7 protein-coding genes are annotated in these 14812 nt (G+C 60.8%); 1 reads left to right on the top strand and 6 read right to left on the bottom strand.

All coding sequences use genetic code 11. The features are described 5' to 3' along the window. The first annotated feature begins 323 nt into the window (after positions 1-323). Complete coding sequence (locus K3G63_RS13020) at positions 324-869, top strand: hypothetical protein (protein ID WP_220614535.1); 546 nt, start codon at positions 324-326, stop codon at positions 867-869. Between the two features lie 98 nt (positions 870-967). Here K3G63_RS13020 and K3G63_RS13015 read toward each other — a convergent pair whose 3' ends face one another. From K3G63_RS13015 to K3G63_RS12990, 6 genes are all read right to left on the bottom strand, one after another. After that, entirely contained in the window at positions 968-2347 is a 1380-nt protein-coding gene (locus K3G63_RS13015; protein ID WP_220614534.1) for a M28 family metallopeptidase, read from the bottom strand. Next, positions 2344-2751 carry a VanZ family protein gene (locus tag K3G63_RS13010; RefSeq protein WP_220614533.1) on the bottom strand — a complete coding sequence of 136 codons (408 nt, stop codon included), beginning with the start codon at positions 2749-2751 and terminating at the stop codon, positions 2344-2346. The genes K3G63_RS13015 and K3G63_RS13010 overlap by 4 nt, the downstream gene beginning before the upstream one ends. A gap of 25 nt (positions 2752-2776) precedes the next feature. After that, positions 2777-3157: a glycine cleavage system protein GcvH gene (gene gcvH, locus K3G63_RS13005; RefSeq protein WP_220614532.1), complete on the bottom strand. Its 381-nt coding sequence runs from the start codon at positions 3155-3157 to the stop codon at positions 2777-2779. A gap of 172 nt (positions 3158-3329) precedes the next feature. Then, entirely contained in the window at positions 3330-10871 is a 7542-nt protein-coding gene (sprA, locus tag K3G63_RS13000) for a cell surface protein SprA (protein WP_259404434.1), read from the bottom strand. A gap of 127 nt (positions 10872-10998) precedes the next feature. Beyond that, positions 10999-11604 carry a Holliday junction branch migration protein RuvA gene (gene ruvA / locus K3G63_RS12995; protein ID WP_220614531.1) on the bottom strand — a complete coding sequence of 202 codons (606 nt, stop codon included), beginning with the start codon at positions 11602-11604 and terminating at the stop codon, positions 10999-11001. Between the two features lie 234 nt (positions 11605-11838). Then, positions 11839-14115, bottom strand: coding sequence for an NADP-dependent malic enzyme (locus K3G63_RS12990; RefSeq protein WP_220614530.1), 2277 nt, complete (start codon positions 14113-14115; stop codon positions 11839-11841). Between the last annotated feature and the right edge of the window lie 697 nt (positions 14116-14812).

Raw genomic sequence — 14812 nt, 5'->3', positions numbered from 1 at the left:
AAAAGAGGTCGGGGCTGCCCCGGGAATTGAACTTTGCCGCTAGTATTTCGTATAGGCTATTCCCAATACATTATTGGGATTTTTCAGGGATGGCTCAGCACCGGTTCTTCTCTATTCCTTGTTCTTAAAATGCTTTTTTACGCATTAAAGCCGCATTTTCATTGGGTTTAGCGCAGTTTTGCCTCAGAGCTATAAATTATTTTTTTGTAAAATACTTGCAGCTTAAGATATTGTGCGTAAATTGTGTTATCCAAACAGAGCGACTCTTCACTCTTCGGATTACTAAACTGCTTTTGAACTCCACCTTTTTTCAGTCCAGACTTATGAAAAAAGTATTACTCGCTACCCAAGTTTTCTGCCTGATGCTGCTGCTGATGGCTGCCCGTCCCTTCGCCGAAGTGGAGCTGATCAAAAAGCGCGTGCTGAGCGAGCGGGTGGAGATCCTCATCCCCAAAGGCTTTGAGGTGATGAGCGAGCAGCAAATGGACTTCAACTACGCCAAAGCGCAGAGCCGCCCCAGCGTTATCTACACCAACAACAAGGAGGCCAGCATTGCCTTCTCGTACACCGACAACACGGCCGATCAGGACATGATCGACATGTACTCGGACAACTTCTACAAGACCTACGCCAAGCAGTTCAAGGAAGCCAAGTGGTTTAACCACGGTGTGAAGGAAGTGAACGGCCGCAAGGTGGGTTACATGGAGCTGATGAAGCCCGAACTTGGCCACGAGGTATACAACCTCATCTTCTTCACCGACGTGGAAGGTAAATTGCTGATGTGCACCTTCACCTGCGCCGATCGTCAGAAGCCGGAGTGGGAAAACGTAGCGAAACAGATTATGTCTTCGTTCAAAGCCAACAGCTAAGCTAGCGCCAATCCTCTGATCAGACGATCAGGTAACAGCCCGGAACACGCCATAATGGGTAGTGTTCCGGGCTTTCGCTTGCCAGGGAAAGCGAGAGACTAGCGGGCACCCTGCTGATTCAGGAAGTCGCGCAGGAGGTTGAATAAGCCAATAAAGCCGTGCAGCGAGAGATGCTCCGGACGGTCGGCAACATCGTGGTAGGCGCTGCTGCCCCCGCGAGTGTAGAAGAAAAACGACGGTACCCCGCGCTCCGAGAAGTAATAGTGGTCGGAGTTGGCGGCGCGGCCCCGGGCAGCCAGGGCAGGCAGGTAGTGGCCCGCCGCGTTCAGCTGCACGAGCTGCTGGTACTGGGGCTCGAACACCCGGCCATTTACGACGGTAGCGCCCTGCTCCCCCGTGCCCAGCAAATCCAGGTTTACTAGAAACCGGATGCGGTCCAGGGGTACGAGCGGATGCTCCACAAAGTACCTCGAGCCAAGCAGCCCAGCTTCTTCGGCCCCGAAGGCAATGAAGAGCAGGGAGCAAGCCGGACGATTCTCGGGGCGAGCGTAGTGGGCAGCCAACTCCAGTAGCATAGCCATACCACTAGCGTTGTCGTTGGCACCTGGGAAGTAGGTGCGTTTCCCCATCCGCCCAAGGTGGTCATAATGTGCCGTCACGACCAGGAAAGAATCAGGCTGGAGGCGCCCGGGCAGGTAGCCGATGACGTTCTGGGTGTGGTACTGCCGCCGCATTACGGCCTCTACCTGCGCGGTTACCAGCGCCACGGTGGGGCCGCTGGCAGTGGAGGGAATACGATTCCACACGGAATCGAGCACCTGCAGCTGCAGTTGGGAGGCCTGCTCAGCGGCCAGGGAAGCAGTAAGCTTCGGTACCAGGATCAGCCGAATCGCCGCCGAATCAAGGTGGTGGCGTACGGGCATCGGGAGTGTGGCCAGGCGAGGCTCATCGACCGCCCGAAGCACCCAGCCTCCTCCGTGCCAAGCGTGCCGCAACAACTGCTGCTGGGCGGCAGTGCTGGTGAAGGCCAGGGTATCGAAGCGCAGAATGGGTACCGCCGAAAACGGACCGCCCACTTTGCCGCTACCCGAAGAAGGGGCGGCAATAAACTCTTGACCTACCCGCAGCCGACGAGTACTACCTAACCCCGGGAAGCGGAGCATCCCCAGGCTCAGGCTCAGGTCTAGCTTACCCGGAAACGTATTTATATCCAGCGTAAACGGCTGGGCATACTCAGGAGCTAGGGGCTGCAAACCCAGCTGGCGAAAACGCTGCTGCAGGTACCGGGCCGCCTTATGCTCACCCTCACGGACGTAGCCGCGGCCGTGAAAGGCAGGTGAAGCCAGCGTGGCAATAGTGCGCCGCACGCGGGGCATGTTCTGTGCGTGGGCAGCCGGAGCCAGCAGCAGGCCCGCTAAGGTAATGGCCAGCGCAGCGGGGTAGGGCCGGAAGCCGCAACTGGAGCCAAGCGCTTTCATTGCCAGAAGCGCCGCGTAGTCCACATCAGCAGCAAGCCCGCTATTACTCCTAGGGAGTCGCTGAGTAAATCCGACCACTCGCCCTGGCGGCCCAGGTCCATCAGCATTTGCAGCACCTCAATACCGGCCCCCATGCCCACGGTAAGCAGCAAGGTAGCGCTAAAAGCCTGGGTCCGCAGCTGCGGAAACCAGGCTTGCCGTCTTGCTGAAAAAACCGTCAGCACAGCTTGCACTAAAAACACGAAAGCATGCGCCGCCGTGTCGAATGCCAGTAGCTCCCAGTGCGGGGTATTGGGCATTTCCTGAGCCGGGGTCAGGGTCAGGAAAAATACCAGCGCCGCCCACGCCAGCGGCAGGACCACTAGGGCCCGGCGGCGGGACGGGGGCGGCGCGGTAGATAACACGGCCAGCAGATGCAGGAGCTGTAGGCTAGGCGCCTACCAACTCGCCGTAGGTGTCAGCGGTGAGCAGGCCTTCCAGCTCGCCCGCATTGGCAATGGAGATTTTCACCATCCAGCCTTCGCCGTAGGGGTCAGAGTTTACCAGCTCGGGGCTGCCGTCCAGGGCGCTGTTCACCTCCAGCACGGTGCCGCTGATGGGGCTGAACAGGTCAGAAACCGTTTTTACGGCCTCCACCGTGCCAAATACTTCGTTCTGAGCTACTTCTTTGTCGAGGGTATCAATGTCCACGTACACGATGTCGCCGAGTTCTTTCTGCGCGTGGTCGGTGATGCCGATGATGGCAACATCGCCTTCCACGCGAATCCATTCGTGCTCTTTCGTGTACTTCAGGCTGGCGGGCAAATTCATGGGGTGCGGTTTTGGAGAAGATAGATAGGAGCACGCCGCGGCGCGCAGGGCCAAAAGTACAGGTTAATGGTGAAATAGTGAGATAGTGAAAGGGTGAGTTTTCTGCTCTGGCTGCGCAACTAGCGCCAACCGAACAGCAAACTCACCCTTTCACTATCTCACTAGTTCACCGCTATTGCGAGAGGCTGTAACGCAGCTGCACGCCCCCTTCGGTGGCCGTGTTGCGGAAGGCGTTCTGCACCCGCGGAGCCGTAATGTTTTGAGTAAAGAAGAACTGCAGGTTCAGGCGCTGGTTCAGTACGTAGTCGACGGTGGGGCGCAGCTGCACCTGGCGGGTGCCGTTGGTAACCTGGCTGGAGGCCCGGCCCCGCGAGGTAGGCGCAGTTCCACCGGGGTCTACTACGTCGAGAATGGTGCGCTGAATGGTGAAGTTGTCGCGGATGCTCAGGTCGAGGCGGGCGTTCAGCTCGTTGCGCAGTACGCGCTGCTCACCCCCGAAGCGGAAGGGCAACTTCAGGCGGTTGGTGGCAAAGCCCGCCCCGATAATCATTTCCGTGGAGTGCAACTCCGTTACCTGGGCGTTGGTAGTGTTCAGCCCAATGTTGCGGTCAATGCGGTACTCCAGGTTGCCAGTGAGGCGGCCGGTGGTCTGGAAGCGCAGGCCAATGAGGGGGGCCAGCCGCTCGGCAATGGTTACCTGCCCGATGATGTAGTAGGGCACGTACTGGTTGTTCGAGAGGTTCACCCGGTCGGGCAGGCCGCCGGGCTCCCGGTTGTAGGAGGCGTTGGTGGTGTAGCCGTTGATATTGTAGCTGGAGTTGTAGACGTGGCTGAGCGTGATGGAGCGGAAGTAGCGCTGCATGAAAGGCAGCTCGGCCAGGCCGTTGTAGGCAATGTTCCAGTTGGGAATGGGCAAGACGGCAAACGGGTTGAACTTCTTGGACTTGTAGCCGCCCGAAGACTTACCGCGGTAGGCATCCAGGAAAGCCGGCAGCAGCACATCCTGGGAGTTGTAGCTGTAGGTGCCGCGGCGGCCGTTGGTCTGGTCCACGTTCTGGTTGTCGGCCGCCAGCCGCTCCTGCACAAACACGCGGTTATCAATAAAGCGCTGGAAGGCCCGCGAGGTTTCGCCCCGGTTGCTTAAGTCCCCGAACAGGGTCTGGATGGAAATAAACGAGGTGCTGAACGTGCCCGAGCCCAGGGCGTTGCTCGACTGCGGGGCCAGCCCGGGGATGGGCGTCAGCGTCACCGTGTCCACCTGCAGGCGGTAGAACACCTCCCGGTTCCGGACCAGGTTACGGCGGGCATCCAGCTGAATCGTGAAGTCGCGGAAGGGCTCTAAGGTAGTACGCAGAGTCAGGGCCTCGGTGAGCAGGGAGCTGAGCGGCGTATTCAGGTACTGGCTGCTGTCGGTGTACCAGCCCCGGCGGTAGGCCCGCTCGTACAGGCCGTCGAGGTCGTACTGCCGGCCCAGCACGAAGGGCACGCCGGGCGCATCGAAGCTGCTGTTGAGGCCGAAGAAGCGGGTGCCGGGCAGATAGCCTGGGAGCAGGGTGCCGTTGGAGCGGGTGTAGGTGAAGTTCAGGGAGCGGGCCGTCATCAGGGAACGAAGCACGGCTTTCAAGGCGCGCAGCTGTGGGCCCTGGCTGGAGTCGGCCGCGGCGGTGGCATCGGGGGCGCCGGGCGTGCCGTTCTGCACGCGGCGGGCCAGGCCGGCGCGGGCGTCGCGGGGGTTGTCCGCGCCGGCCTGGGCGCGGGGCTGGGGCGGCGGGGCATTATTGATGATGTTAAGGAAGCGCACCTTGTTGTAAAGCTTCACCAAGTCAATGCGGCCGTTGGCGCTTAGCTCCCCGTTGTTCTGGATGGTGTTGCCCAGGTTCAGCCGGCCCGTGGTAGTGTCGGCAGGGTTGCCCGGGTGCAGGGGGGCGCGCAGGGCCGTGGACGCCGCCTGCCAGGTGTAGTTGGCCGCGTAGCGCGCATCGGCCGACAGCCAGTCGGTGAGCGGGAACTTGTCCAGGGGTAGGCGGTAGGTCACGGCTACCGTCTGGTTGAAGTTGGTGGTGCGGCCGCCGCGCAGCAGGTTGCGGCGCAGCAGTTCGCGGTTCTGCTGGGCCACGGCGTCGTCGCCGATGCTGCGGCCAGCTCCCTCATCCACTACGGCCCGGTTGGTGGCCGTGTAGTCCAGAGCCAGGGCCTTGGTCAGGTCCCAGCGCAGATCATAGATGCGGTTAAAGAAGAACGACTTCTGGAACACGCCCGGAATACCATCCGTCACGGGGACTTGGCCGGGCTCCAGGGTGCGCTGCAGGAACCGCTCGTTGTAGCGGCGGTCCAGGTCGGCGCGGAAGGAGAAGCGCGAAGGCAGGGGCGTGAAGTTCACTTCCTGCAGCATTTTCAGGTAGGGCGAGTCGAAGGCCTTTACCTTGGCCAGGGGCGTGTAGTTGCGCGGAGTCGTCTGGTACACGTAGGCCAGGGCCCCGGTGTAGGTGCGGGTGTAGTCCCGGTCGGTGCGCACGTCGGTGTGCAGGCGCTCCGTGAGCGAGTAGCTCAGGGCGAAGTTTTCGATGTCGTAGGGCCGGACTTTCTTCTCGGGGTTGGTGCGCTCCTTGCGCACGTTGAGCAGGGAAATGCTGCGCTGGCTGGTCTGGTCCACTACCTCCCGGCGGTAGGCAGCCTTTTCCTCGTTGGAGTCAAACTTCTCCAGCGACTGGGTCAGCTTGGTGTCCGGGTCCAGGGGGTCGTACTTGGGGGCGCGGCTTTCCATGCCGGCCTGCAGCAGCACCGGTACCCGCAGGCCCAGCTTCTCGGGGAAGAACTTCTCGGCCGCCACGGTGGCATTCACGTCGCCGCGGGCAATGTTGTCGAGGGAGCGTTGCTGCGCCCGGTCCTGGAGGCTCCCGAAGCCGGTAGTTACGTAGCTGCCCGTGGCCGTGATGTTGGCAATGTCGGCCAGCTTGGCGTTGAAGCGGGCGGTAGCGGCCCAGCCGTTTTCGGTGTCAAACTCCGATACGCGCAGCTCATCGGCCCACAGCGTGAGGTTCTTGCTGGCGTTGTCGTCGCGGGGGTTCAGAATGCCAATCATGGCGCCCTGCACCGCCGACAGGTCGGGGTTGCCCACGATGGTAATCGTAGACTTGTCGGGCAGCGTCACCACGAAGGGCTTGGTGTAGTCGGCGCTGTTGAGGGCCTGCTGGTTGCGCCGGGCTTTGGCGTCGATAAAGTCCTGGAGCCTCAGGTCGATGCGGTTGGCCTCGGGCCATACCTCTTCTACTTTGCTCTGGCCAGGCTTGGTCAGAATCAGCGGGCGGGAGTACTCATAGTAGTTCTGGGTGTAGTCGGTACCGATGCGCACGAAGCCGCGTAGCTGCTCGTCGCGGGTGGTGCCGCTAGGGTCTTCGGCGTGCAGAAACAGCTTGAGCTTTTTGTAGCGCAGCAGGCTCAGGCTTACGTTTTTGTAGGCCGCCTTGGCGAAGCCGTCGCGCAGGCCTTCCACCACCAGGCGCAGGCTCTGCTCGTTCTGCTGGCGGTTCACGGTGCTGGAGCCGTACTCCCGGTCGCGGCGGATGTTGGGCGGCAGCACGTATGGAATGGCATCGGTGCCTACCGTAGTAGCCGGGCCGTTTTCCTCAATGCTCACGGTGGAGATGTTGAAGGCATCGGCGTCGGTGTCGGGGCCGATGATAACCTGGGTGGGGTCGGCAATTTTGGTGAGGTAGCGGCGCCACTGGTTGGCCACAAACTGGGGCTGCACCAGGCGCAGCACCACCGGCCGGTCCCACTGCGTGAGGTACATGCGCAGGAAGCGAATCGACTTGAAGCCGAAGTCCTGCCCCTGAATGGCCCCCACAACGCCCGTGGGCTGGCGCACCGGAATCCGGAACTGGTACCAGCTGACCTCATCCCCGTCGGAGTCCGAAATCTTGTTCGTGATTTTGTCCACGATAAAGTTCTGGCCTACCTGCATCTGGTCGGGGCGCAGCTGCATGCGGTACTCGTAGTAGCGCTCCGTGTCCGTGAGCACGTTGTCCCGGTTCAGGTCTTCCTTGTCGGGGAAGGGGGTAGAGCTGAGCTGGCTGCCCTCGGGCGAGTTGCCTTCCAGACCATTGAAGTCCTTGTAGCGGGCCAGAATCTTGGCGTCGGCCTGGTCGTAGCTGGGGTCGAGGTGGTGGCGGAAGTTGTCGGCCGCCGGGTCTGGCACCGAGCCGTACACGGCCGGGGCACCGGTCAGCGTCCGTTCCTCGGCGTCGTTCACCCCGTCGAGGCCCACGTCTTGGCGGGCCCGGGCGCCGGGGGTAGCATTGAAGGCGTCGGTCAGGAAAGGCTGGCGCGACACCCGGCCGTAGGGGGTAGGGTTGGTGTCCTGGGTGAGGTTGGCCTCGTCCACGGGTAGGCCGTTCTCGAACTCGTAGCGGTTGTTGTCCTTGAGCACGTCCTCGGAAACCGAGCCCAGGTTGATGTACAGGTCGCCGCCGGTGGTGTTGTCCGAGGCCCGGGTCTGGGTCCGGCCGTCGTCAATCACGTTGTTGTCCTTCGTGCTCTGGATGAAGGGGTCCATCATCCAGAACTCCAGGTACTCCACGTTGGCGTTGTCGAAGTCCGTGTCGAAGGTGATTTCGCGGGAAATACCGCCGTAGCGGGCCCGGCGGGCCGCCGCCGAGTTGGCCGCCGCTGAGAAGCGGCGCGGGTCCGAGGGGTCCACGTTGGGCGTGTAGTTGTACTGGCCGCGCTCCTCGGGGAAGTAGGCCAGGTCAAACGTCGTCTCGAAGGAGTTGCCCGTGGTGCCCACGTCCCGGTTTGGGAAGATTTCCGTGCGCTTGATGCCGCGCACGTAGTGGTTTTTCAGGTCGCCTACCCCAATGTTCTGGGGCTTGCTTTGGCCGTTGGTGTAGTAGGTTTGGTCCACGGTGTACCAGGCCAGCTTGGCGCGGCGGTAGCCCGCCTCCAGGCCCTGCACCGTGCCGCCCAGGGGCGCGGGCGTGGCCGCCAGTCGCCAGGTAGTGGCTGAGTTGATGCCGCCCAGGGTGTAGGGCGTGCGGGCGTTTTCAAAGTCGTCGAGGTAGGACACCCCGTTCTCGCCCCCGCTTTCGTCGTTGCCGAGCTTCGACTGGCCCGGCAGCAACTGGGCAAACTCCCCGCTGAAAGCCACCGAGGAAATTTCCTTGGTCGAAATCAGGGGTAGCATGTCCAGGTACTTGGTCAGGGCCCGCGACTCCCGGCGCATGTTCACGTCGAAGCCGTAGATGGTGTTGTTGCCCGGCTCGTCGCCGATGTTCACGCGGTTGATGCCCGGGGCCTGGTTTTCGCGCAAGTGCAGCACCGTGGCCCCAAAGTTCAGGTCCGGCGACACCCGATAGTCGAAGCGGGCGCCCAGCAGCTTGCGCGGCTGCACCTGCACCAGGGCGTTTTTCTCGAACTCTACCCGCAGCTCGTTGGCCGAGTTGAGGTAGCTCGGGTTCAGGATTTTCACCTTGGCCTGGTCGTAGAATACCTGGTAGTCGACGCCCTCCTGCAGCAGGGTGCTACCGGCCCGCACCCGCACCGAGCCCTCGGCAATGCCAATGCCGGGCAGGTTAATCTCGTCGGTGGAGGTAGCCTGGAAGCGGCCGCGCAGGAAGAACTTGTCCTTTTCCTGGCGCTGCTGGGCGTCGCTCTGCACCTGGGTGTACAGCTCGCGGTACACGTACCTGCGGGCCAACTCCCGCTCCGTGGTGGAGGTAGCCGTGTCGAACTGGGCCGCGAGGTAGTTGCCGAAGGGCTGCACCTCCGGGAAAATGATTTTGCCCAGCTCCGTGTCAATGGTGATGCCGGGGAAGAAGTCGAAGTTACCGTCGGGGTTCCGGTCGTTGTTGGGGTTTACATTGTCGAGGTTGAGCACCTCAATCAGGGGGCGGTTGGCAATGCGCTGGCCTTCCTTAAGCGAAATCAAATCCACCCCCGTCACGTCATCCTTGTAGATGATCTGAAGCTGGAAATTGTCGCGGTTTAGCTGGGAGGCGTTCAGGGGATAGATGTTTTTCATCATCAAATCCCAGGTCGGCAGGTTGCGCGTCAGCAGGTTTTCGTTGCTGGGGTTCTGGCTGGGGTCGGCCAGGCCCACGCCGGGGTTGGTAGCCTTCAGCATCTTCAGGAAGATCACCTCATCCTGATTGCGGGAGCCGTAATCCTTCACCAGCTCCCCCACCTGGTTCGGGGTCTGCTTGCCGTTGGTGATGTACTGGTAGGACACGCCCAGCACCTGCTCGGGCAATAGCTGGGTGTTTAGCGAGATGTAGCCCAGCTGAGCGTTGTAGGTGTACTCGCGCGGGTCGAGCTTGCGGGCCCGGATGTGCTCGTAGTCGACGTTGCGCTGCAGGTCCAGCGTCCCGGACAGGTAGTCGTCCACGCCCAGCTCACTGCGGGCGGCCGTACCCCCGGCCTGCACCTGGCTGAACAGAGTATTGGCGTTGTTATCAGCCTGGGCGTTCGGGCCGGCGGGCTTCTGGAAGCGCTGGCGGTAGAGGCGCTTGGGCTCGCCCAGGTCCATGAGCGTCACCACGTTGCGCAGGTTGTCACTCTGGCGGTTGTCGTTCGTGACGTATACTTCGAGGTTGGTGATTTCCACCCCGCTCTGCACCGTGGGCAGATTACGCAGGGCGGCATCGTACCGGTCGCGGAAAGCCTGGGAGATAAAGTAGTGCCGGTCCCGCTCGTACTGGCTGGCTTTCAGCTCAAACTGCCGGCTCTGGCCCCCATTCTGAATCCGGATTTCGTCGGCCTGCCCGCGCAGGGTGCTGGCAATGGTGGTCACGCCCAAGCGCCCGAACTGAAACTGCGCCTTCACCCCGAACAGGTTCTGGCCGCCCGTAATCAGGGAGTTGTTCAGGGGCAGGCTCACGTTGCCCAGCTCCACCTTGCGGATGATATCGGTTTCGTAGCCCGTGTAATCGAGCTTCATGTTGTTCTCGAAATCGAAGGCCGCGCGGGTGTCGTAGTTAAATGTCAGCCGCAGCTTTTCCCCAATCTGCCCGGTCAGGTTCAGGTTGAGATTCTGGTCGTACTGGAAGTCGCCGACGCGCTGCTGGCGCAGGGTGAGGGTCGGGTTTTCGTTGCGGTTGAAGCGCGCGCCCATGCGCAGGGTCACAGCACCCTGGGGCCGGATGTCCACGTAGCTACCCCCGAAAATCCGGTCGGCCATGGGGCCCAGGTAAATCTTCGGAATCAGGCGCTGGGTAGGCGGCGTGTTGGCGTCGCCGGCCACGCCCCCGGCCGCACGCTGGCGGAAGTAGCTGCGCACGGCCTGCTGCTGCTGCCAGCGCGAGTACTCCTCAAACGTCATGCGGCTCGGGTCCCGGAAGTCGAGGTCGGAGCCAAGCTTTTCGCGCACATCGAAATTTTTCAGGCTGTCGTCGGCCTGCACATCGAGTTGTACGTTAGAGGGGAGAGGTAGCACCAGCGGCGAGCGGCGGCGTTGGGGCGAAAAGGGCGTACCCACCCGATCCTGTGGGGCCACGCGGGGCCGCTGGCTGGGCCGGTAGCGGGTGGTATCCGTACGGGGCGTATCAGCAGCAACGGGGAGCCGGAATTTCGGGCCGGTGGCGGGCAGCCAGTCCGACCAGAGTTGCTGCATGGCAAATGGGGTATCCAGGCCCCCCACCGGCTTGGCCTGCGACCACCAGGCCACCAACGATACTACGGCCGCCAGGGAGGCAGCCAGGGACTTCTTACCGGTATTCAAGCGTCAATAATCGTCGGGAAAGGCGGAGGATACTACTCGGGTAGGAGCCACTGCGGAGCTTCGCCCATAGGACCCAGTATATGCACCGGGCCCAACAGGCTGAAGTAACCGCAGCAAGCCTACACTTCTAATGAGACTTAAGAGCGAATTTAATCAATTCCTCCACGCTCAGGTCGTTACCGTGCTTGTGCTGAATTTGGTCGAGGGTTTTCTCGGCCGCTGCCCGCGCAAAGCCCAGCGTTACCAGAGCGGCTAACGCTTCTGTGCGGCTGGTATTGTGCGCTTTGGCGAGCGGCACCGTATCAATACCCGCTTTGGCCAGCAGCTCGTCCTTGCGCAGCTTGTCTTTCAGCTCCAGCACCACGCGCTGGGCCGTTTTGGGGCCTACCCCCTTGATGGCCTGGATAGCCCGCACGTCTTCGCTAACAATAGCCTGCCGAATCTCGCCCACCGACATGGACGATACCATTACAATGCCCGTGCCTGGCCCAATGCCCGACACCGAAATCAGTTGCAGGAACAGCGCTTTTTCGTTGGGGTCCAGGAAGCCGTACAGGGCCTGCCCGTCCTCCTTGATATGCTGGTAGGTGTAGAGCTTGGCCTTTTCTCCGTCGGCGGGCAGCTTGGAGTAGGTAGCCAACGAAATTCTGATTTCGTAGCCAATGCCATTTACATCAAGAATGGCCTGAGTGGGGTCTTTATAAGCGAGTTTACCGTCAACGTAGGCAATCATGCGGGGTGGTTGAAGTAGAGGTTGTCAGAACGGGCAGAACAACCCCAACCGGAGTTTTGTGCCAATAAGCTTAGGCGTTCTAACCAGATTAGCCGATTCTGGAAGAATCGACGAGGTGTCAGGCAAGTTGGCGCGAATTTGCCCGGAATCAAAGTTTGGGTGGCAAAGGTCATAAAACCATAAGCCCCCGCGCCAGAAGGCGTGGGGGCTTATGCACATCAGGAACTTAGAAGGCTACAGCCCCTTACCTTCCGGGTGCTGCGCATCGACCACGGCAATGGCAGCCATGTTCACGATTTCGCGCACGGAAGCGCCGAGCTGCAGAATGTGTACTGGCTTGCGCATGCCCATGAGCACCGGCCCGATAACCTCGGCGCCCCCTATTTCCTGCAGTACTTTGTAGGCAATGTTGCCGCTAATCACGTTCGGGAAAATAAGCGTGTTGGCGCCGCCTTTGTCGGCTAGGGGCGAGAAAGGGTACTGCTCGCGCAGCAGCTCCGGGTTCAGGGCCGTGTTAGCCTGCATTTCACCATCCAGAATCAAGTCGGGGTAGCGCTGCTTGGCCAGCTCAGTGGCGCGGCGGGCTTTGTCGGGTAGCTCGCCGGGGTTCGAGCCGAAGTTGGAGTAGCTGATAACGCCTACCCGCGGCTCCACATCAAAGAACTCTACGGCGCGCGAAGTCAGGCCAATGATTTCCACCATTTCCTCGGCCGAAGGGTCGATGTTCACGGTAGTATCGGCGAAGAAGAAGGGGCCTTTCTTGTGCTGAATGATGTACATAGAGGCCACGCGCTTTACGTCTTCGGCTACCCCAATCACCTGCAAGGAAGGCACGATGCTCTTGCCGTAGTCTTTGCTCAGACCGGTAATAAAGGCATCGGCCTCGCCGGTTTCCAGCATCATGCTGCCAAAGTAGTTCCGCTCGCGCAGCAGGCGGCGGCCTTCGTACAGCGTAATACCGCGGCGCTGGCGCTTTTCGTACAGCTTCTGGGCGTACTCCTCGCGCTTGGCTTCGTCTTGCAGAATATCGATGATCTGGCAGCCTTCCAGGTCCAGCGAGTTTTCGGCGGCAATGCGCGCAATCTTTTCGCGGTTGCCGAGCAGGATGGGCTGGGCAATGCCTTCGTCGTGCAGGATCTGCGCGGCCTTGAGGATTTTGTAGGTGTCGCCCTCAGCAAATACCACGCGCTTGGGGTTGCTGCGGGCCGCCTGGGTAATGCGGTTCATTAGCTTCTGGTTCACGCCGAGGCGGGCGCGCAGCTCGTCCTCATACGCCATCCAGTCGTCGATTTCGGTGCGAGCTACGCCGCTTTCCATGGCCGCTTTTGCTACGGCCGGGCTTACGGTCGTAATCAGGCGCGGGTCAAGCGGTTTCGGGATAAGGTAGGTGCGGCCGAACGACAGGGTGTTGTCGCCGTAGGCTTTGTTTACCATGTCCGGCACGGGCTCCTTGGCCAGCTCGGCCAGGGCGTGCACAGCGGCCAGCTTCATGGCCTCGTTGATTTCCGTGGCGCGCACGTCCAGCGCCCCCCGGAAGATGTAAGGGAAGCCCAGTACGTTGTTTACTTGGTTCGGATGGTCGGAGCGGCCCGTTGCCATGATGATGTCCTCGCGGGTAGCCATGGCCACTTCGTAAGGAATTTCCGGATCGGGGTTGGCTAGGGCAAACACAATCGGGTTGGCCGCCATCTTCAGCAGGAGTTCCGGCGCCAGCACATTGGCTGCCGAAAGCCCCAAGAAAAAATCGGCTCCTTCCATGGCCTGGGCCAGGGTAGTAATGGGGCGCTCGGTGGCAAACTGCATCTGCAGGGCCGCCAGGTCGGTGCGCTGGGGATGAATGATGCCGTCTTTGTCGAACACCACCACGTTTTCGCGCTTCAACCCCAGCTCCAGGTACAGCCGCAGGCAGCTGATGGCCGCGGCCCCCGCGCCACTAACGACCACCCGAATTTCGTCGATCTTCTTGCCAACTACCTCCAGGGCGTTCAGCAAAGCGGCCGACGAGATAATGGCCGTGCCGTGCTGGTCGTCGTGCATGAGCGGAATGTTCATCTGCTCGCGCAGGGCCGTCTCAATCGGGAAGCACTCGGGGGCTTTAATGTCTTCTAGGTTGATGCCGCCAAACGTGGGCTCCAGCGACTTCACGATGCGGATAAACTCCTCGGGGTCGGTGGCATCAATTTCAATATCGAAGCAGTCGATGCCCGCAAACTTCTTGAAAAGCACGCCTTTACCTTCCATTACCGGCTTGGAGGCATCGGGACCAATGTTGCCCAGCCCCAGCACGGCGGTGCCATTGCTGATAACGCCTACCAGGTTGCCTTTGGCGGTGTACTTGTAGACATCGTCTTTGTTGGCGGCAATGGCTTTGCAAGGCTCAGCTACCCCCGGAGAGTAGGCCAAGGCCAAATCCAGCTGGGTGCTGACGGGCTTCGTGGGTACTACCTCAATTTTACCGGCTGGGTTCTGAGCGTGGTAGTTGAGCGCGTCCTGTTTGTTTATTTTCAGCATGCTACAATGCTAGGGTGGAGCTTCCTTTAAACGGCAAGAAAGCGGGATGGGGCAAAATCAACCCGCGACAAAGGTACGAGCCCCCGCCCGGATAGAAAAAACGCCTCAAACCCGACGATAAGGTTTGAGGCGCCCAACCGGGTAGGCCGGTGTCGGCTCGGCTGGTTGAATGTTTCGATTACGTTCCCATTGCAATGCAGGGTAGCCTCAGTGGGCCTGTTGCTGAGCTGCATTTCGTAGGTGCCGCTGATGAGCCTGCGCGGAGCATCGTAGGTCGTACTCGTAAGCTGGCCCTGCCTTTGGTTCTGGTGGCTGTAGTAGAAGCTGCCGCTCAGCGACGTGGCCAGGTTGATGCAGTAGAGCACATGGCAGCGGCAACCCCACTGAAAGTAGACTGTCCAAACAGCCGGCTACACGCCAGTATGCCTGAAGTAAGCGAAGCCCGAGGTACCGCAAAATTCATTCGGTCCACGTCCTGGGGTAGAACAAAGTTCGGGTAAAGCCTGTGCTCTTCAAGCACGGCGGCACCCGGCAAGGTTTCTTAGTTGTAGCACAGACTACTGTTGCGGGTACACGCGGTGGGGTAGAGTGTAGAGCACTTCATGGAGCACGGGTAGTTCAGCCGGGCTGGCGGAAACTATCGGCTGTGGGTCCTTCGTTTCCTAGTCACAACCGCAGGAAGCCGGGGGAGTGGCCG

This window comes from Hymenobacter sp. HSC-4F20 (assembly GCF_019599275.1).
Lineage (GTDB): Bacteria > Bacteroidota > Bacteroidia > Cytophagales > Hymenobacteraceae > Hymenobacter.
Note: the sequence above shows the minus strand (reverse complement) of the source record. Positions and strands in the feature narration are given on the sequence as shown.

Bases quoted from the DNA above. Each gene is read 5' to 3' on its own strand.
- K3G63_RS13020 (WP_220614535.1), top strand. From the start codon at position 324: ATGAAAAAAGTATTACTCGCTACCCAAGTTTTCTGCCTGATGCTGCTG.
- K3G63_RS13015 (WP_220614534.1), bottom strand. From the start codon at position 2,347: ATGAAAGCGCTTGGCTCCAGTTGCGGCTTCCGGCCCTACCCCGCTGCG.
- gcvH (WP_220614532.1), bottom strand. From the start codon at position 3,157: ATGAATTTGCCCGCCAGCCTGAAGTACACGAAAGAGCACGAATGGATT.
- ruvA (WP_220614531.1), bottom strand. From the start codon at position 11,604: ATGATTGCCTACGTTGACGGTAAACTCGCTTATAAAGACCCCACTCAG.
- K3G63_RS12990 (WP_220614530.1), bottom strand. From the start codon at position 14,115: ATGCTGAAAATAAACAAACAGGACGCGCTCAACTACCACGCTCAGAAC.